At 61.3% G+C, this 15,845-nt stretch carries 19 protein-coding genes; 11 read left to right on the top strand and 8 right to left on the bottom strand.

What is annotated here, in order from left to right:
• The first annotated feature begins 158 nt into the window (after positions 1–158).
• The 4 genes from K5E37_RS22380 to K5E37_RS22365 all read left to right on the top strand — a co-directional run bounded on the left by K5E37_RS22380 (position 159) and on the right by K5E37_RS22365 (position 2,190).
• Positions 159–428, top strand: a complete 270-nt coding sequence (locus tag K5E37_RS22380; protein WP_085604639.1) for a DUF4880 domain-containing protein — start codon at positions 159–161, stop codon at positions 426–428.
• 145 nt (positions 429–573) lie between these two features.
• Complete coding sequence (locus K5E37_RS22375) at positions 574–1,065, top strand: PaaI family thioesterase (protein WP_221535174.1); 492 nt, start codon at positions 574–576, stop codon at positions 1,063–1,065.
• A gap of 24 nt (positions 1,066–1,089) precedes the next feature.
• On the top strand, positions 1,090–1,497 hold the full coding sequence (locus K5E37_RS22370; protein WP_221535173.1) for a RidA family protein: 408 nt from the start codon (positions 1,090–1,092) through the stop codon (positions 1,495–1,497).
• Positions 1,498–1,527: 30 nt separating this feature from the next.
• Complete coding sequence (locus K5E37_RS22365) at positions 1,528–2,190, top strand: glutathione S-transferase family protein (RefSeq protein WP_221535172.1); 663 nt, start codon at positions 1,528–1,530, stop codon at positions 2,188–2,190.
• Between the two features lie 9 nt (positions 2,191–2,199).
• Here the strand turns inward: K5E37_RS22365 and K5E37_RS22360 are convergent, their stop codons facing one another.
• The 4 genes from K5E37_RS22360 to K5E37_RS22345 are packed head-to-tail and all read right to left on the bottom strand — an operon-like array spanning position 2,200 to position 6,435.
• Positions 2,200–3,318 carry an agmatine/peptidylarginine deiminase gene (locus K5E37_RS22360; protein WP_221535171.1) on the bottom strand — a complete coding sequence of 373 codons (1,119 nt, stop codon included), beginning with the start codon at positions 3,316–3,318 and terminating at the stop codon, positions 2,200–2,202.
• Positions 3,319–3,365: 47 nt separating this feature from the next.
• A complete protein-coding gene (locus K5E37_RS22355; RefSeq protein WP_221535170.1) occupies positions 3,366–4,469 on the bottom strand; it encodes an extracellular solute-binding protein in 1,104 nt (367 codons plus the stop codon).
• Position 4,470: 1 nt separating this feature from the next.
• Positions 4,471–5,379, bottom strand: a complete 909-nt coding sequence (gene aguB / locus K5E37_RS22350; protein WP_221535169.1) for an N-carbamoylputrescine amidase — start codon at positions 5,377–5,379, stop codon at positions 4,471–4,473.
• A 3-nt stretch (positions 5,380–5,382) separates the two neighbouring features.
• Entirely contained in the window at positions 5,383–6,435 is a 1,053-nt protein-coding gene (locus K5E37_RS22345) for an agmatine/peptidylarginine deiminase (RefSeq protein ID WP_221535168.1), read from the bottom strand.
• A 137-nt stretch (positions 6,436–6,572) separates the two neighbouring features.
• Here K5E37_RS22345 and K5E37_RS22340 point away from each other — a divergent pair, with 137 nt between their 5' ends.
• On the top strand, positions 6,573–7,433 hold the full coding sequence (locus K5E37_RS22340; protein ID WP_221535167.1) for a LysR substrate-binding domain-containing protein: 861 nt from the start codon (positions 6,573–6,575) through the stop codon (positions 7,431–7,433).
• Here K5E37_RS22340 and K5E37_RS22335 read toward each other — a convergent pair.
• Positions 7,396–8,337 carry a LysR family transcriptional regulator gene (locus tag K5E37_RS22335; protein WP_221535166.1) on the bottom strand — a complete coding sequence of 314 codons (942 nt, stop codon included), beginning with the start codon at positions 8,335–8,337 and terminating at the stop codon, positions 7,396–7,398. The genes K5E37_RS22340 and K5E37_RS22335 overlap by 38 nt on opposite strands.
• 134 nt (positions 8,338–8,471) lie before the next feature.
• Here K5E37_RS22335 and K5E37_RS22330 point away from each other — a divergent pair, with 134 nt between their 5' ends.
• Entirely contained in the window at positions 8,472–8,879 is a 408-nt protein-coding gene (locus K5E37_RS22330) for a RidA family protein (RefSeq protein ID WP_127797862.1), read from the top strand.
• 90 nt (positions 8,880–8,969) lie between these two features.
• A complete protein-coding gene (locus tag K5E37_RS22325; protein WP_221535165.1) occupies positions 8,970–9,476 on the top strand; it encodes a GNAT family N-acetyltransferase in 507 nt (168 codons plus the stop codon).
• 14 nt (positions 9,477–9,490) lie between these two features.
• Here the strand turns inward: K5E37_RS22325 and K5E37_RS22320 are convergent, their stop codons facing one another.
• On the bottom strand, positions 9,491–9,943 hold the full coding sequence (locus K5E37_RS22320) for an Lrp/AsnC family transcriptional regulator (protein ID WP_221535164.1): 453 nt from the start codon (positions 9,941–9,943) through the stop codon (positions 9,491–9,493).
• 122 nt (positions 9,944–10,065) lie between these two features.
• Here K5E37_RS22320 and K5E37_RS22315 point away from each other — a divergent pair, with 122 nt between their 5' ends.
• The 4 genes from K5E37_RS22315 (at position 10,066) to leuD (ending at position 13,756) form a co-directional block, all read left to right on the top strand.
• A complete protein-coding gene (locus K5E37_RS22315; protein WP_221535163.1) occupies positions 10,066–10,683 on the top strand; it encodes a LysE family translocator in 618 nt (205 codons plus the stop codon).
• Between the two features lie 27 nt (positions 10,684–10,710).
• Positions 10,711–11,586 carry a 3-methyl-2-oxobutanoate hydroxymethyltransferase gene (gene panB, locus K5E37_RS22310; RefSeq protein ID WP_221535162.1) on the top strand — a complete coding sequence of 292 codons (876 nt, stop codon included), beginning with the start codon at positions 10,711–10,713 and terminating at the stop codon, positions 11,584–11,586.
• A gap of 136 nt (positions 11,587–11,722) precedes the next feature.
• The gene (gene leuC / locus K5E37_RS22305; RefSeq protein WP_221535161.1) at positions 11,723–13,144 is read left to right on the top strand and encodes a 3-isopropylmalate dehydratase large subunit; all 1,422 of its coding nucleotides are present in this window, start codon (positions 11,723–11,725) and stop codon (positions 13,142–13,144) included.
• A 3-nt stretch (positions 13,145–13,147) separates the two neighbouring features.
• Positions 13,148–13,756: a 3-isopropylmalate dehydratase small subunit gene (leuD, locus tag K5E37_RS22300; RefSeq protein ID WP_221535160.1), complete on the top strand. Its 609-nt coding sequence runs from the start codon at positions 13,148–13,150 to the stop codon at positions 13,754–13,756.
• A 37-nt stretch (positions 13,757–13,793) separates the two neighbouring features.
• Here the strand turns inward: leuD and K5E37_RS22295 are convergent, their stop codons facing one another.
• The gene (locus tag K5E37_RS22295; protein ID WP_039773187.1) at positions 13,794–14,711 is read right to left on the bottom strand and encodes a LysR substrate-binding domain-containing protein; all 918 of its coding nucleotides are present in this window, start codon (positions 14,709–14,711) and stop codon (positions 13,794–13,796) included.
• A 104-nt stretch (positions 14,712–14,815) separates the two neighbouring features.
• Positions 14,816–15,712, bottom strand: a complete 897-nt coding sequence (locus tag K5E37_RS22290) for a glycine betaine ABC transporter substrate-binding protein (RefSeq protein WP_085604684.1) — start codon at positions 15,710–15,712, stop codon at positions 14,816–14,818.
• Between the last annotated feature and the right edge of the window lie 133 nt (positions 15,713–15,845).

The following is a 15,845-nucleotide window of genomic DNA, read 5'->3' as shown; positions in this document are numbered from 1 at the left end:
GAATATGGCAATTCTTCGAAAAGCGTAAATGGCGGCGCGATCTGTCCGGCACGCGCGCGTTCTGTCCGTGACTGCCGACTAAATCCTTTCGGTGCTTTGACGTTTTTTTTGCAAGCACCCACGTAAACTGCAGTCTTCGCCCCTTCTGGAACCCGTCAATGAACGACGCAGATGATGAAATCCTGACGCAAGCGGCGCACTGGTGCCTGCGCCTGCAAGACGAAACCTGCACGCCCGACGAACGCCAGGCGTTCCAGCAGTGGATTCAGATCGACCCGCGCCACGCCTTCGAATACGCCAAGATGCTCGAGGTCTGGGAACTGAGCGATCAACTGCCGGACGAGCGCGACAAGTCGAAAAAACGCAAAGCCACGACGCTGCCCTGTAGCTTCGAAGAGTTTCAACGCAACCTGGCGCAGCGCACCTAGTGCGCCGCGATACGCTGGGGTTGTTGATCTGACGGCTCGCCCAGACCCGTACCGCCTGAGCGAACAATCGCATTGCTCGAGCTGCGTCCTTTATTCAGGGTTAGAATCCGCCCGGTTCGGCTAACAGTTTAAGGATGACCCCGGCATGTCCCACGACACCTCCCTGCAAGATACCGCCGCCCCCGAGGGCGTCTGCTTTGGCTGCGGCAGCAGCAACCCGCACGGTTTGCACATCAAGAGTTTCTGGCACGAGGACGGCGTGCACGTCATGGCCGAGCACGTGCCCGAAGCCAAATACTGCGGCTGGCCGGAGCTGGTCTACGGCGGCCTGATCGCGATGCTGGTGGACTGCCACTCCAACTGGACCGCGATGGCTTATCACTACCGGGCCGAGCAACGTGAAGCCGAAAGCCTGCCGCGCATCAACTGCGTCACCGGCAACCTCGGCATCAAGTTCATCAAACCGACGCCAATGGGTCTGCCGTTGACGCTGAAGGCCCGAGTCGACGGCGAAGTCGGGCGCAAGACCCGGGTGATCTGCGAGGTCTACGCCGGGGGTGTGCTGACGGCGGTGGGCGATTCAGTATTTGTGCGAGTGGATACCGAGCAGTTGGCAGCGGCCGCGCACGGTCGTTGAAATCCGTCATTGAAGGTAAACACGATGCCCGATCGCAAAATCATCATCCCCGACTCCATGAAACCCATCGTCGAACGCGCCGGTTACGCGCCGGCGGTTATGGTCGGCGATACGCTTTACTGCGCCGGTCAGGTAGGCCGGACGGTTGATTTGAAAGTCATCGAAGACCCCGAGCAACAGTTCATCCGTGCCTGGGAAAACCTCGCCGAAGTGCTGAAGGCCGGTGGCTGCACCTTCGACGATGTGGTGGAGATGACCACCTATCACGTCGACATGAGCCAACACATGCCGGTGTTTCGCGAAGTGAAAAACCGCGTATTCCCCAAAGGCTTCTGTGCCTGGACCTGCATCGGCGTCAGCGAACTGGCTCACCCGGGGTTGCTGGTGGAAATCAAATGCGTGGCGGTGCGCAGGCGCGCTATACCTGAGTAACGCCATTCCCCCTCATCGAGGTGTTGAACGATGGACTTGACCCTCTATTACCACCCGTTGTCGTCCTACTGCCACAAAGCGCTGATCGCCCTCTACGAACACGGCGTCGCCTTCGAGAAACGCCTGATCGATCTGTCCAGCGAAGCCGAGCGGGCCGAGCTTCAGGCGCTGTGGCCGCTGGTCAAATTCCCGGTGTTGCGCGATCACGTGCGCCAGCGCACGGTGCCGGAATCGAGCGTGATCATCGAGTACCTGGATCATCAACCGGGGCAGTCGCAGCGACTGATTCCCGAAGACTGGGAGACCGCGCTGGACGTGCGTCTTTGGGACCGGTTTTTCGACCATTACGTGATGACGCCGATGCAGCAGATCGTCGCCGACCGCATCCAGTCCGCCAATGGCGACCTGAGCAGTCAGCGGGCGCTGCTGGCCACGGCGTACGGCATGCTTGAACAACAACTGGCGGACCGCGAATGGATCGCCAGCGCGGATTTCAGCCTGGCCGATTGCTCCGCCGCGCCGGCCCTGTTCTACGCCAGCACGCTGGTGCCGTTTGCCGCCGAACAACCGCGCCTGAGCGCCTATTTCGAACGGCTGGTGCAGCGCCCGTCGTTCAGTCGGGTGATCGAAGAAGCCAAACCGTGGTTCGACTTCTATCCCTTTGCCGAGGCCCTGCCCCAACGTTTCCGCTGAGGCTCAGGCTCACGCCGGCTGGTGACTGGTCACGCAGTGAATCCCGCCACCACCGGCCGCGATGGCGTCGATGTTTATCTGCACCACGTCGCGGTTCGGGTAGAGCTTTTTCAGCAGGTCGAAGGCCTTCTTGTCGGCGTCCTTGTCGCCAAACTCCGGAGCGATCACCGCGCCGTTGATCACGAAATAGTTGATGTAACCGGCCGCGAAATCGTCGTTATCCCTGTTGAACTTGGTCTTGCGCGGTTTCAGCGGTGGCGACACGGTGTGGATCTGCAACGGGCGACCGTCGGCGTCGGTGGCCTTTTTCAGGATTTCCAGGTGCGCCAGGGTGACCTTGTTGTCGTAGGAGCGCGGGTCGGTGTCGAGGTTGGCGATGACCACGCCGGGCGTGACGAAGCGCGCGTAGAAATCGACGTGGGCATCGGTGATGTCCTTGCCCTTGATGCCCGGCAGCCAGATGATCTTGCGCAGGCCCAAACGTGCTTTCAACTCGGCCTCAACATCGGCCTTGCTCCAGCCAGGGTTGCGGTTTTCGTTGATCCAGCAGCTTTCGGTCATGATCGCGGTGCCGTGGCCGTCGACTTCGATGCCGCCGCCCTCGCCCACCAGTTCGCTGCGCTGGTAGGTCGCCTGCGCATCGGCCGCCACGCGTTTGGCGATTTTCGCGTCTTTCGAGTGCTGTTGCTTGTTGCCCCAGCCGCTGAAATTGAAGTCCACGGCGCCGAGTCCGTTTTTGTCGTCGATGACGAAGTTGGCGCTGATGTCACGCATCCAGATGTCGTCGAGGTTGGCGATCTGGTAGGTGATGTTGGAGGTGCCACAAATCTCTTCGGCCAGGCTACGTTCGCCGCTGCGGCAATAGATGGTCAGCGGTTCGTAGCGGGCGATGGCGCGGGCGATCCGGCCCAGCGCTTCCTGAACGTCTTCGGTGAAGTCTTCCCAGATCGCGTCCTGCGCGCCGAAGGCCATGTAGGCGCGCTCGTGCTTGTCGCCCTCGTCGGGCATGAACCAGCGACCTTCGCTGGCCGCCAGTACCCGCGCCGGTGACAGGCCGAGGCCCATGACGGCAGCGCCTACGCCGGCGGCAACTGAAACCTGTTTGATGAACTCGCGACGAGTTGGCATGTGTAACTTCCTGATGTGTAAGGGGTAGCCGAAGCAGCCCGGAAAAATCACTTTGCAGTGGCGGTCTTGAACTTGGTCCAGGTGCGCATGCGGGCGCGCATGTCGGCCTGGGGAATATCCTTGCCCGGTATCAAACGAGCATAGGTCGCTTCGTCGAGGTAGATGTCCGGGTTGTTGCGCATCGCCTCATCCACGTTTGGCCGGGCCTTGGCGTTGGAGGTCGGGTAACCGGTGAAATTGCTGATCGCGGCCATGTTCTCCGGGCGCATCACGAAGTTGATGAATTCGTAGGCGTATTCTGGATGTTTGGCATCGACCGGAATGGCCATGGTGTCCATCCACACCGTGGTGCCTTCGCGCGGCACGCGGTACTGGAAGCGGGTCTGCTTGCCGGCGCTGTCCGAAGTGCGCTGGGCCTGGGTCATGTCGCCGCTGTAGCCGAGGGACAGGCACAGGTTGCCGTTGACCAGATCGGTCACCGGTTGCGACTGGAACTTGCGGATATACGGCCGCAACTTCATCAGCAGATCACTGGCCGCTGCCAGATCCGCGGGCTTGGCGCTGCGCGGGTCGCGGCCCAGATAGTTGAGCACCACGGCCAGCACTTCGTCCGGCGAATCGATCATCGAAATCCCGCAATCGGCAAACTTCGCGGCCAGTTCCGGTTTGAACAGCATGTCGAGACTATTGACCGGCGCATCGGCCATACGCTGTTTGATCTGCTCGGCGTTGTAGGTCAGACCGATGGTGCCCCAGGTGTACGGCACGGTGGCCTTGTTCGAATGCTCGTAATGGCTGCGCAGTTTTTGCAGGCCCGGCTCAATGTCGTTCATCGCCGTGACTTTCGAAGGATCCAGCGGCAACAGGCTGCCGGCGCGCATCAGGCGTTCGGCCACGGTGTCGCCGGGGAAGATCAGGTCGTAGCCGCTGCCGCCGGAAAGCATCTTGGCTTCCAGGGTTTCGCTGCCATCCATCACGTCGTAGATCACCTTGATCCCGGTTTCGGCGGTGAATTTGCTCAACGTGTCTTCAGCGAAATAATCCGCCCAGTTGTACAGCCGCAGGGTCTTGTCTTCGGCGTGTACGGCGGGCATCAAACCGGCCAGCGCCAGGCCCAGAGCGCCCAGCAACCACTTGTGTGAAGTAGGCATATCAGACTCCTTGAGGATTCCAGCGGGCGTTAAGGTGACGGCCGTCCTGGCTCAACAATGCGCCATACATTTCCGGGCGACGGTCGCGGTAGATGCCCCAGCTCAGGCGATCTTCACGCATGGCTGCCAGATCCAGGCTTTGCACCAACACGCCGGTGCTGGCGCGGTCGGCTTCGGCGAGCATTTTTCCCTTGTGGTTGCAGATGAACGACGAGCCGTAGAAATTCATTTGCAGCGCCGCATCGCTGCCCGCCACTTCACGGCCAACGCGGTTGGACGCGATCACCGGCAGCAGGTTGGCAGCCGCGTGGCCACGCATGGTCATCTGCCAGTGGTCGCGCGAATCCAGATCCGCGCAGCCCGGTTCCGAGCCGATGGCCGTCGGGAACAGCAGCACCTCAGCGCCCATCAAGGCCAGGCAACGGGCGGTTTCCGGAAACCACTGATCCCAGCAGATGCCCACGCCGAGGCGGCCGAACGCGGTGTCCCAGACTTTGAAACCGGTATCGCCGGGGCTGAAGTATTCCTTCTCCTGATAACCGATGGCGTTGGGGATGTGGGTCTTGCGGTACACGCCCAACAGGCGCCCGTCGGCATCGGCCACGCTCAGGGAGTTGAAGTAGGCGTTGCCGGCCTTCTCGTACCAGCTCAACGGCAACACAACGCCCAGTTCACGGGCCAGCGCGGCGAAGCGCGACAGCACCTGACTGTCGCGGTACTCCTCGGCCAGCGCCATGTGCTGGTGGCTCTGCTCGATGCAGAAATACGGCGTGGCGAACAGCTCCTGCAACAGGATCACTTGCGCGCCCTGCGCGGCCGCTTCACGCACCAACTGCTCGGCGCGGTCGAGGTTGCTTTTCAGGTCCCAGGTGCACGGCATCTGGGTGGTGGCGACTGTCAGCAACGTCATCGATCAACCCTCCACCGGCCAGGCTGGCTGTTGCTGGGTGATGCAGTGCACACCGCCGCCCCCATGGGCCAGGTGATTGATCTGCACCGGCACTACTTCGCGGCCCGGGAACGCCTTGGCCAGGGTTTCTGCCGCGACATGGTCGGCCTCGATGCCGTACGCCGGCATGATGATCGCGCCGTTGGCGATGTAGAAATTGGTGTACGAGGCGCAGAACACTTCGGCTTCGGTATCCACCGCATCGGTGGCTTCGTACAGCTCGATCAGCTCGAATTTGCGGCCCTGAGCATCGGTGGCCAGTTCCAGCGCACGACGGTTTTCCCGCACGACTTCGGCATACACCGAACTGCGATCATGAGTCGCGTCCACCAGCAACACGCCAGGGCGGGCGAAGGCGCAGACGCCATCGACGTGGCCGTCGGTCATGTCGCCGGTGACGTAATCCGGATCGCCCGGCAGCCAGATGGTTTTCTTCACGCCGAGCAGGCGGCTGAAGATTTCTTCCATCTCGGCCTTGCTCACGCCGGAGTTGCGGTTGGGATTGAGCAGCACCGATTCGGTGGTGATCAACGTGCCCTCGCCGTCCACGTGGATCGCGCCGCCCTCGTTGCTCAGCGCCGTGCCGAAGCACTCGCCGCCCAGGTGATTGAGCACGCGACGGGCCAGGCTTTCGTCCAGATCATGCGCGGACTTGCCGCCCCAGGCGTTGAAGCGCCAGCTCACGCCAGCCAGGCCTTGCTCCGGATGCACGACGAAGCTTGGGCCCGAGTCGCGGCACCAGCTGTCGTTGACGGCCAGTGGAATCAGTTCGATGTTCGGTCCGCACAAGGCTTTGGCACGGGCGATGGCCGACGGATCGACAACCATTTTCACCGGTTCGAAACGGGCGATGGCATTGGCGACGCGGGCGAAATCTTCCTGCACCAACGGCAAGGTGACGCCCCAACCCGATTCCCACAGGGCCTGATTGTGTGGCCAGACCATCCAGGTCGCCGCGTGCGTCACCCACTCTGCCGGCATCATCCAACCGCTGTTGTTGTTTTTGTTCTGCTGCATGGTAAAAAGCCCTTTGAGTTAAGCCATTGTGTTCAATGAAAACAGCCTTGGCGGCGTTGACGTGCATGCTAATGGCGGCCTTCAGGGCAAACAAACGATGGATTTAGCGGAAAACTGATTAGAGGAACTTATCGATCATGCTGAAACACTGGCCACCCCTCAGCTCGTTGCGCGGCTTCGAAGCCGCCGCAAGGCTGGGCAGTTTTCACAAGGCCGCGGAGGAGCTGAGCCTCACGCAGTCGGCCATCAGCCAGCAGATCCGCAGCCTTGAGGCGTATCTGGAACAGCCTCTGTTTTTCCGCAGCGGGCGCAGCGTCAGCCTGACCGACGCCGGCCACGATTTGCTCAGCACCACCCAGGCGATGCTGCAGCAACTGTCGGTGGGAATTCGGCGGCTGGGGCAATACCAGAAACCCAATCAACTGGTGCTCAACACCACGCCGGCGTTTGCCCGGCACTGGTTGCTGCCGCGTCTGGGGGATTTCCGCCGTCAGCATCCGAATGTGGATCTGTGGATTTTCAGCACCGATGAAGTGCCGGACATGGCGACCCAGACCATCGATCTGGCGGTGCGCGACGACATCAGTTCGCAGGCTGAATGCAGCTTCAAAGTACTGCACGCAGATCGGCTCTATCCGGCGTGTCATCCGAGCTTGTTAAATGTGCCGAGCGCGCAGCGGACAACGCTGCACGGCGAGCGGGAAATGGACTGGAGCCATTGGGCGGTGGAATCGGGAATCGACGTCGGCCAGCAGGATCAGGGCCTGAACTTTTCCGATCCGGGCCTGTTGCTGGACGCAGCCTGCGGCGGGCTCGGCATCGCGCTGGTCAGCCAGTTGCTCAGCCGCAAGGCTCGGGCCGACGGGCTGTTGCAGCCCTTGGTGGACGAGACCATTCGCGGCCCGAACTGGGCGCTGCTGACCCACCGCGACAGTGAAAACGATCCGATGGCCCGCAGTTTTACCGAGTGGTTGCTGGCGAACCTGAGCGATCCATGACCGGTGCGTGGCGGGCCATCACTTCGGCGATCCAGTCGATGAACACTCGCAACTTGCGACTGATGTGGCGGTTCGGCGGGTAGGCGACGTAGAGCGGCATGGGATCGAGGCGCCAGTCTTCAAACAGCGGCACCAGATCACCGCTCGCCTCGTGTGCTTTGGACATGTACCTGGGCAGCCACAACACGCCCAACCCCGCGAGGCCCGCCGACAAATAGGCATTGCCGTCATCGACCGCCAGCATATGGCGGCCCTTGATCTGCAAATCTTCGTGTTCATTGTGCAGGGCGTACGGCACCGGTTTGCCGGTGCGCGCCCAAAGGAAACCGACTACCCGATGATGGCTGTCTTCGAGCTCCCGGGGATGCATCGGGGTCCCGGCGCGGGCCAGATAACTTGGCGCGGCGTACACGCCAAGTTGAAGATCCGCCACCTTCCGGGCCATCAGCGACTGATCCCGCAGCTCGCCGCCACGCACCACGCAGTCAACGTTTTCATCGATGATGTCGACGATCCGGTCACTGACGCCCATGTCGATCTGGATCTCCGGGTAGCGCGCGTAAAACTCGGGCAGCGCCGGCACCAGAATCAGATTGGCCAGTGGACTGGGCACGTCGACCCGCAAGCGTCCCTTGGGCTGCGCTGCCGCGCCAGGCAGGCTGGTTTCGGCATCGTCCATGTCTGCCAGCAACTTGATCACCCGCTCGTAATAGGCCGCGCCGTCCGCCGTGGCGTTGACCTTGCGCGTGGTGCGGTTGAGCAACTTCACTCGCAGCCGCGCCTCCAGTTGCTGGACGAGCTGGGTCACGGTGGTCTTGCTCATGTGCAGGGTTTCGGCGGCCTTGGTGAAACTGCCGGCCTCCACCACTCGGGCGAAGGCTTGCATCGCGTCAAAACGGTCCATATCCCACCTCTGATAGCGGCTCGATTGTTTGGGATTTGCAAACAGTGATCGCCAAGGTTGCGCGTTTATCGCGCCGAGGCAAGCCCATAAAGTTGCTCCATCACCGGTTTTCAACCCATTGAAGGAGACACCCCATGACCCGTGCCCAGCCAAAACGCGACGTGGTTTTCCCGCCCGGACGCCATGCCCTCTACGAGCGCAATCGTTATTCCCCGGCAGTTCGTTCCAATGGTTTTCTGTTTGTCTCAGGCCAGGTCGGCAGCCTTGAGGACGGCTCGCCGGAACCGGATCTCAAGCAACAGGTGCGACTGGCCTTCACCAACCTCAATGCGATCCTCGGCGCGGCTGGCGGCAGCTTCGATGACGTGGTGGACGTGACGGTGTTCATGGTCGATCCGCAATCGACCTTCGAAACCATCTGGGAAGTGGTGCCGGAGTTCTGGGGCGAGGCGCCGCATCCGACGATTACGGCGGTCGGCGTGACGTGGCTGTATGGCTTTCAGTTCGAGATCAAGGTGATTGCCAGATTGCCAGAGGCGTAAGGCGGTGCGCAGGGAGCGCTCACACTTTTGCAACACACTCGGGAGCGCAATCCGCCAGACTTTGGCGGGTACTCCCGAGAACGAATGCACATGACCCTCACAATCCGCAACGAACGCCCCGAAGACATCGACGCCATCACCCGAATCACCGAGGCCGCGTTCCAGCACGAAGAACACTCAAGCCACACCGAACAATTCATCGTCAACGCCCTGCGCCGCGCCGGCCAGCTCAGCATTTCGCTGGTTGCAGTGGAGAACGACACGGTGGTCGGCCATGTCGCCATTTCCCCCGTGACGATTTCCTCCGGCGCCCAAGGCTGGTACGGCCTCGGCCCGATCTCCGTGTGCCCGACCCGCCAGCAGCAAGGCATCGGCTCGGCGCTGATGAAAGCCTCGCTGGCGCAATTGCAGCGCATTGGCGGGGTTGGTTGCGTGGTGCTTGGCGATCCGGGCTACTACGGGCGTTTTGGCTTCAAGGCCCATGCGGGTCTGGAGTTACCGGGGATTCCGGCGGAGTATTTTCAGGCGTTGGCGTTTGAAGGTGAGCTGCCGGTCGGCGTCGTCAGCTACCACGAGGCGTTTGACGCCACCGCGTAACCGTTCGCTGCCATTCAAAGCGGCAGCGAACGATCCTGAATCACCCGTTTCATCACCAGCGTGGACGTCAGTCGCTGGACGTTGGGCAGGCTGGACAGGCGCTCGTCGTAAAGCTGCTGAAACGCCGGCAGATCCCGCGCAACGACGTGCAGCAGATAATCGGGTTCGCCGAACAGTCGCTGCGCCTCGACGACTTGCGGAATCTGCGTCACCGAGTCTTCGAAAGCCTCCACCGCCTGGCGATTGCCCTCGCGCAGCGTCACAAACACCATCGCCGAAAAATTCAGCCCCAGCGCTGCCGGGGCCAGTTGCGCGCGATAGCCGACGATCACCCCGCTCTCTTCAAGCGCCCGAACTCGACGATGGCAGGGAGACAGGCTGAGCCCGACCCGATCGGCGAGCTCGGTGATCGAAAGACGACCGTCGGCTTGCAGCTCCGCAAGAATCTTCTGGTCAATCCTGTCCATCAGCATTTTTCTCCCACTTCAGGCTCTCTCGACTGGAATATTTGAGAAAAGATTCTAGCCCGATATCTCTATTCTTTTTCGTGAACGTTGCACGCCTTGAGCCGATTGTTTGCGAGATCAAAATGTCCCTGAGTGTTTTTGCCGCCTTCTGGGCGGTTTCGTTTTTGTTCGTCATCACCCCCGGCGCGGATTGGGCCTATGCCATCTCGGCAGGGCTGTTTGGTCGCGTGGTGCTGCCCGCCGTGGCCGGTTTGCTGATCGGCCATTTGCTCGCAACGCTGGTGGTTGCCGCCGGCGTCGGCGGTCTGGTGGCGAGCAATCCCCTTGCCCTCTCGGTGCTGACGATTGGTGGCAGCCTTTATCTGCTGTGGCTGGGCATCAACATGTTGCGAAACCCCTCCACGCCCGAAGCGGCAGAGACCCAGGCATCCGGATCCTGGTCGCGCTGGACGCTCAAAGGCGCCTGCGTCAGCGGCCTCAATCCCAAGGTTTTTCTGTTGTTCCTGGCACTGCTGCCGCAATTCACTGACCCGACAGCGGCATGGCCGGTGCCGATGCAGATCATGGCGCTGGGTCTGTTGCATGCGCTCAGCTGTGGGGTGATTTATCTGCTGGTGGGGTTCGGCTCGCGTTCTGTTTTACAGGCACGGCCGGTGGCGGCGCGATTCGTCAGTCGCCTGTCGGGCGCAATCATGATTCTTATCGCCGCGATTCTGTTGGCTGAACAGCTCCCGAACTGAAACCTGGCGCTCGCCAAAGGAACCACCATGAGTGACACAACTTCGCTGTACGGCAGTAACCAAAGCCCGGAAAAGCAGCCCCGTATCCGTATTCCCCATCTTCAGCGATTGAAGGCGCTTGGGCAGAAATGGGCAATGCTCACAGCCTACGACATGTACGCCGCAAGTATTTTTGAAGAGGCCGGGATTCCCGTTTTGCTGGTGGGCGACTCGGCTTCAAACAACGTTTTCGGCCACGAATCAACGTTGCCAGTGACAGTTGACGAGCTGATTCCACTGGTGCGTGCCGTCAGCCGGACAACCCGCAGACCACTGGTGATTGCGGATCTCCCGTTCGGCTCGTATCAGGCGTCGCCAGAGCAGTGCTTCCATACCGCCGTGCGTTTCATGAAAGAAGCAGGTGCACACGCGGTCAAGATCGAAGGCGGCGTTGAAATGCTGCCGCAGGTTGAAAAACTCGCAGGATCAGGCATTCCCGTGATGGCCCACATCGGTTTTACACCGCAGGCTGAACATCAACTCGGCGGCTATCGTGTTCAGGGACGGGGGCATGATGCCCAACGGCTGATCGAAAGCGCCCGCGCCTTCGAAGCAGCGGGTGCCTTTGCTTTATTGATCGAAATGGTGCCTGACGAAGTCGCGACGCAAATCAGCGCCGCCGTTTCCATCCCCACGGTTGGCATCGGCGCCGGCGTGGGTTGCGATGCACAGGTGTTGGTCTGGCAGGACATGGCGGGGTTGCGAACCGGGCATCTGCCCAGATTCGTCAAACAATACGCCGACCTTCGTGGCGTATTGCTCGGAGCAGCTCGCAACTTCATTGACGACGTGCAAATGTCGAAGTTTCCGGGGCCCGAGCATTCATTCCCCTTAGAGAATGCGCAGGAGAAAAACCATCGATGAAAAGCTTCAGGTAACACGCGGGCAACTATTCACACTTCGTGTCCTATGGCATCACCAATGCGCTCTTGATGCCATTTCTGCGATCAATATTCTGTCCTCATGTTGTTTTTGCCCCGGACAGAAAAGAGCGCAAGCCATGCCCAGCCCGAGAACGCTGTATCAGAAGCACATCGATAGTCACACCGTCTGCACCCTCGACGATCAGGGCCACATGCTGCTTTACATCGACCGCCAGGTCGCCAACGAATACACCAGTCCACAAGCCTTCAGCGGCCTGCGTGATGCCGGGCGCACGGTGTGGCGGCCTGCGGCGACGCTGGCGGTGGTCGATCATGTGAACCCCACCGCACCGAAACGCATCGCGACCATGCCCGACGCCGGGGGTGCGCGTCAGGTGTCGTACTTCGAAGAAAACTGCCGCGACTTCGGCATCGAGCTGTTCGATGTGCTGGACAAACGCCAGGGCATCGAACACGTCGTGGCGCCGGAACAGGGTTTCATTCTGCCGGGCATGGTGGTGGCGGCCGGTGATAGCCACACCACCACTTACGGCGCACTGGGCGCCTTCGGTTTCGGCATCGGCACTTCGGAAATCGAGCACCTGCTGGCAACCCAGACGCTGGTCTACAAACGCCTGAAAACCCTGAGGGTGACGGTCAACGGTGAGCTCGGCGCAGGCGTCACCTCCAAGGACATCATCATGGCGCTGATCGAAAAAATCGGTGCGTCCGGCGCCACCGGTTACGCCATCGAATTCACCGGCCCGGCCATCAGCGCCCTCAGCGTCGAGGCGCGCATGACCATCTGCAACATGGCCGTCGAGGCCGGTGCCCGGGGTGCGTTCATGGCGCCGGACGACAAGGTTTTCGCCTATCTGCAACGCAAGCCGCGTGCGCCCAAGGGCAAGGTCTGGGAGCAGGCAATAGAGCGCTGGAAAACCCTGCACAGCGACGAGGGCGCGGTGTTCGATCGCGAAGTCATCCTCGATGTCGCCGCGCTGGAGCCGATGGTGACCTGGGGCACCAGTCCCGATCAGGCCGCACCGATCAAAGGGCACGTGCCGGACCCGGCCGCCCAGCCCGATCCGATCCTGCGTCAGGGCCTGCAGCGCGCCCTCGACTACATGGGCCTGACACCCGGCATGCCGCTGAACGAAGTGACGATCAGCCATGCCTTCATCGGTTCCTGCACCAATGCGCGGATCGAAGATTTGCGTGATGTCGCCCGCGTGGTGCGCGGCAAGCGTGTGGCGGCCCATGTGCGGGCGATGATCGTTCCCGGCTCGACGTTGGTGCGCAATCAGGCCGAGGACGAAGGCCTGGCGCAGATTTTTCTCGACGCGGGTTTCGAGTGGCGTCAATCGGGTTGTTCGATGTGCCTGGCGATGAACGATGACGTGCTCGCGCCGGGTGATCGCTGTGCGTCCAGCACCAATCGAAACTTCGAAGGCCGTCAGGGCGCCGGTGCGCGCACCCACCTGATGAGCCCGGCGATGGTCGCCGCCGCCGCCATCAGCGGCCATTTGACTGACGTGCGCACCGTCGCGCTGGAGGCTTGAACCATGCAACCTTTCGACACTGTCAGCGGCAGCGCCGCGCCGTTTCTCGCGTCCAACATCGACACCGACGTGATCATGCCCAAACAGTTTCTCAAGGGCATCGATCGTCAGGGGCTGGATCGCGGGCTGTTCTTCGATCTGCGCTTTCTTCCCTCCGGCGAACCCAACCCTGAATTCGTGCTCAACCAGCCGGCCTGGCAGGACGCGGCGTTTCTGGTGACCGGCCCCAATTTCGGCTGCGGCTCCAGCCGTGAACACGCGGTGTGGGGCTTGAAGCAAGTGGGGATCCGGGCCTTGATCGGCACCACGTTCGCGGGGATTTTCTACGACAACTGCCAGCGTAATGGCGTGTTGGCGATTCAACTGGACGACGCGCAGTTCAAGCGCGTGGCCGAGGCGATCAGCGTCCCGAAGACCGCGCGGATCAGCGTGAACCTGGCGCAGCAAACCATCGAGCTGGGGGACAGCACGCAGATCGGATTCGAGATCGATCAGCTGCGCAAACAGTCGTTGCTGCTGGGACTGGACGCCATCGGCACCACGCTGCAACGCACCGAGCAGATCCGCGCCTTCGAGGCACGGCATCTGGCGGACAATCCTTGGCTGGGTTGATGGCAAAAAAACGGGCGGTTCATTGAACCGCCCGTTTTCATTCCACAGACAAATCGCGGAAGTACTCTTCCAGAAACTCCACGCACACCCGCAATTTCGCCGACTCGCTGAGCCGGGTCGGATAGACCGCCCAGACGTTGGCGCTCTGGGTGTAGCCGTCCAGCACCTGCACCAGCCTGCCCTGCTCGAGCATCGGTTTGACGTCCCACATCGAGCGCAACAGAATTCCGCCACCGCTCAAGGCCCACTCCAGCACGATCTCGCCGCTGTTGGAGGACAACGGGCCATTCACTCGCACCGTTTCCTCTTGTCCGTCCTTGCTCAGGGTCCAGATGCCGAATGCGTTGTTGCGCTCCTTGAGCACCAGACAATCGTGGTCTTTCAGGTCTTCGAGAGATTGCGGCGTGCCCCGGCGTTCGAGGTATTCCGGCGTGGCGCACAGCACGCGCCGGTTGCTCACCAGTTTGCGCGCGAGATGCTGGCCCGGCAGGTCATCGCCGACGAGGATTTCCAGATCGAAGCCCTCGCCCACCAGATCGACCACCCGGTCGAACACGTCCAGCCGGATGTCGAGTTTCGGGCACGCCCGGGACAGCTGGCTGATCGCCGGCGCCACATGATTGCGGCCGAAACCGAAGCTGCTGCAAATGTGCAGCGAGCCCGCCGGCTGGTGCCGGGCCTGGGAAATCTCGCCGAGAAACTGATCGAAATCCCCCAGCAGTTTCTCCGCCCAGATCCGCACCCGCTCTCCATCGTCGGTCAGCGCGATGCGCCGGGTGGTGCGGTGCAGCAGCTTGGTCGCCAGCGTGGTTTCCAGTACCGAGATGCGTTTGCTGACGTAGGCCGGTGAGAAGCCCAGCTCGTCAGCGGCGCTGGCAAAGCTGTTCTTGCGGATGACGGTGAGGAAAACCTTGAGGTCTTCAGGCAAGGGAAATTGGTCACGATTCGTGTTCATAGGCCGCGCGCCTTCGCTATTTGTCACACATTCTGCGAAGGATAACATCGAATCAACACCTCGCCAGCCGGGGCCCGGTGCTTGCTGGAACCCCGGCGCCGTGATCAGGGTTGTCGATTGCTGGCGGTTTGCGTGCCCGGTTCGAACATCGCCTCGAACCGCGATTTGTTGGCCGCGTAATAGGCCGCGACCGCCTGGTCCGATGAGGTCTGGCGCGCCTGCATCATCAAGCTTTCCAGATCTGCCTGCGGGATCGAGTAGTGGGCGAAAAAGTACGCCACCTGCGGATACTCCTGACTGAACCCCTTGCGCGCCATCGCATGGATCTGCTCGGCGCCACCGAAAATCTGCTTCGGATCATCCAGGTAACGCAGCGACCATTTGGAGAACATCCAGTGCGGGCTCCAGGCATTGACCAGTGACCATTTGTCCCGTTTCAGGTTGCGATCCAGTTCATTGAGCATGCCGCTTTCCGAAGACGCCACCAGTTTGTAGCCATCAAGCCTGTATTCCTCGATCGCCTTGACCGTGAGTTTGTACTGGCCGTTGCCCACCTCCGAGGTGAGGATCTTGCCTTCGAGTTTTTCCTTCACTTGCGGCTTGTTCAGATCCTCGACACTGGCCACTTCGCTGATCGGCACCGATGTCGGGACGGCCATGCCGATCCGCCCTTCGTACAGCACGCCGAGGTCTTCGAGGCGATCCTTGTATTTGTCGTAGAACGCTTTGTGGGTACTCGGCAGCCAGACCATCGGGATCAGGTCGATGTTGCCGTTGGCCAGGGCCTGGAACTGAATGCCGATATCGGCCATCACCAGTTTCACCGGTTGTTTGAGGTGATCCTGGAGCGCCGCGCTGGCGAGTTTGACGGTGATTTCGGTGTCCGACCAGTTGACCCAGCCAATGCGCACGGGTGCAGGTTCGGCGGCCTGGGCCTGTGCAGCGAGCGTGGCCAGAATCAGGGCGAAAAGCGTATTTCGATAAGGCGAATGAGCGTTCATCAAGCGTCTTCCTGGGGAGGTGGGATCGGCAGGTATGTCTCAATCTGGACGGCCTTGCGGTTGAGGCGTCTGGCGCAATCCTATGCCTGGGCGAAGCACCGCGCAAGCAAAATGTACACCTGTGTCAGCGATG

The sequence above is a fragment of the Pseudomonas sp. RIT778 genome, from assembly GCF_019718735.1.
Lineage (GTDB): Bacteria > Pseudomonadota > Gammaproteobacteria > Pseudomonadales > Pseudomonadaceae > Aquipseudomonas > Aquipseudomonas aphyarum.
The sequence above is the reverse complement of the archived record's forward strand: the minus strand, read 5'-3'. Positions and strand labels throughout refer to the sequence as shown.

What these genes read in the sequence shown, in the direction of transcription:
- K5E37_RS22380 (WP_085604639.1), top strand. Translation starts at nt 159, where the DNA reads ATGAACGACGCAGATGATGAAATCCTGACGCAAGCGGCGCACTGGTGC.
- K5E37_RS22375 (WP_221535174.1), top strand. Translation starts at nt 574, where the DNA reads ATGTCCCACGACACCTCCCTGCAAGATACCGCCGCCCCCGAGGGCGTC.
- K5E37_RS22370 (WP_221535173.1), top strand. Translation starts at nt 1,090, where the DNA reads ATGCCCGATCGCAAAATCATCATCCCCGACTCCATGAAACCCATCGTC.
- K5E37_RS22365 (WP_221535172.1), top strand. Translation starts at nt 1,528, where the DNA reads ATGGACTTGACCCTCTATTACCACCCGTTGTCGTCCTACTGCCACAAA.
- K5E37_RS22360 (WP_221535171.1), bottom strand. Translation starts at nt 3,318, where the DNA reads ATGCCAACTCGTCGCGAGTTCATCAAACAGGTTTCAGTTGCCGCCGGC.
- K5E37_RS22355 (WP_221535170.1), bottom strand. Translation starts at nt 4,469, where the DNA reads ATGCCTACTTCACACAAGTGGTTGCTGGGCGCTCTGGGCCTGGCGCTG.
- aguB (WP_221535169.1), bottom strand. Translation starts at nt 5,379, where the DNA reads ATGACGTTGCTGACAGTCGCCACCACCCAGATGCCGTGCACCTGGGAC.
- K5E37_RS22345 (WP_221535168.1), bottom strand. Translation starts at nt 6,435, where the DNA reads ATGCAGCAGAACAAAAACAACAACAGCGGTTGGATGATGCCGGCAGAG.
- K5E37_RS22340 (WP_221535167.1), top strand. Translation starts at nt 6,573, where the DNA reads ATGCTGAAACACTGGCCACCCCTCAGCTCGTTGCGCGGCTTCGAAGCC.
- K5E37_RS22335 (WP_221535166.1), bottom strand. Translation starts at nt 8,337, where the DNA reads ATGGACCGTTTTGACGCGATGCAAGCCTTCGCCCGAGTGGTGGAGGCC.
- K5E37_RS22330 (WP_127797862.1), top strand. Translation starts at nt 8,472, where the DNA reads ATGACCCGTGCCCAGCCAAAACGCGACGTGGTTTTCCCGCCCGGACGC.
- K5E37_RS22325 (WP_221535165.1), top strand. Translation starts at nt 8,970, where the DNA reads ATGACCCTCACAATCCGCAACGAACGCCCCGAAGACATCGACGCCATC.
- K5E37_RS22320 (WP_221535164.1), bottom strand. Translation starts at nt 9,943, where the DNA reads ATGGACAGGATTGACCAGAAGATTCTTGCGGAGCTGCAAGCCGACGGT.
- K5E37_RS22315 (WP_221535163.1), top strand. Translation starts at nt 10,066, where the DNA reads ATGTCCCTGAGTGTTTTTGCCGCCTTCTGGGCGGTTTCGTTTTTGTTC.
- panB (WP_221535162.1), top strand. Translation starts at nt 10,711, where the DNA reads ATGAGTGACACAACTTCGCTGTACGGCAGTAACCAAAGCCCGGAAAAG.
- leuC (WP_221535161.1), top strand. Translation starts at nt 11,723, where the DNA reads ATGCCCAGCCCGAGAACGCTGTATCAGAAGCACATCGATAGTCACACC.
- leuD (WP_221535160.1), top strand. Translation starts at nt 13,148, where the DNA reads ATGCAACCTTTCGACACTGTCAGCGGCAGCGCCGCGCCGTTTCTCGCG.
- K5E37_RS22295 (WP_039773187.1), bottom strand. Translation starts at nt 14,711, where the DNA reads ATGAACACGAATCGTGACCAATTTCCCTTGCCTGAAGACCTCAAGGTT.
- K5E37_RS22290 (WP_085604684.1), bottom strand. Translation starts at nt 15,712, where the DNA reads ATGAACGCTCATTCGCCTTATCGAAATACGCTTTTCGCCCTGATTCTG.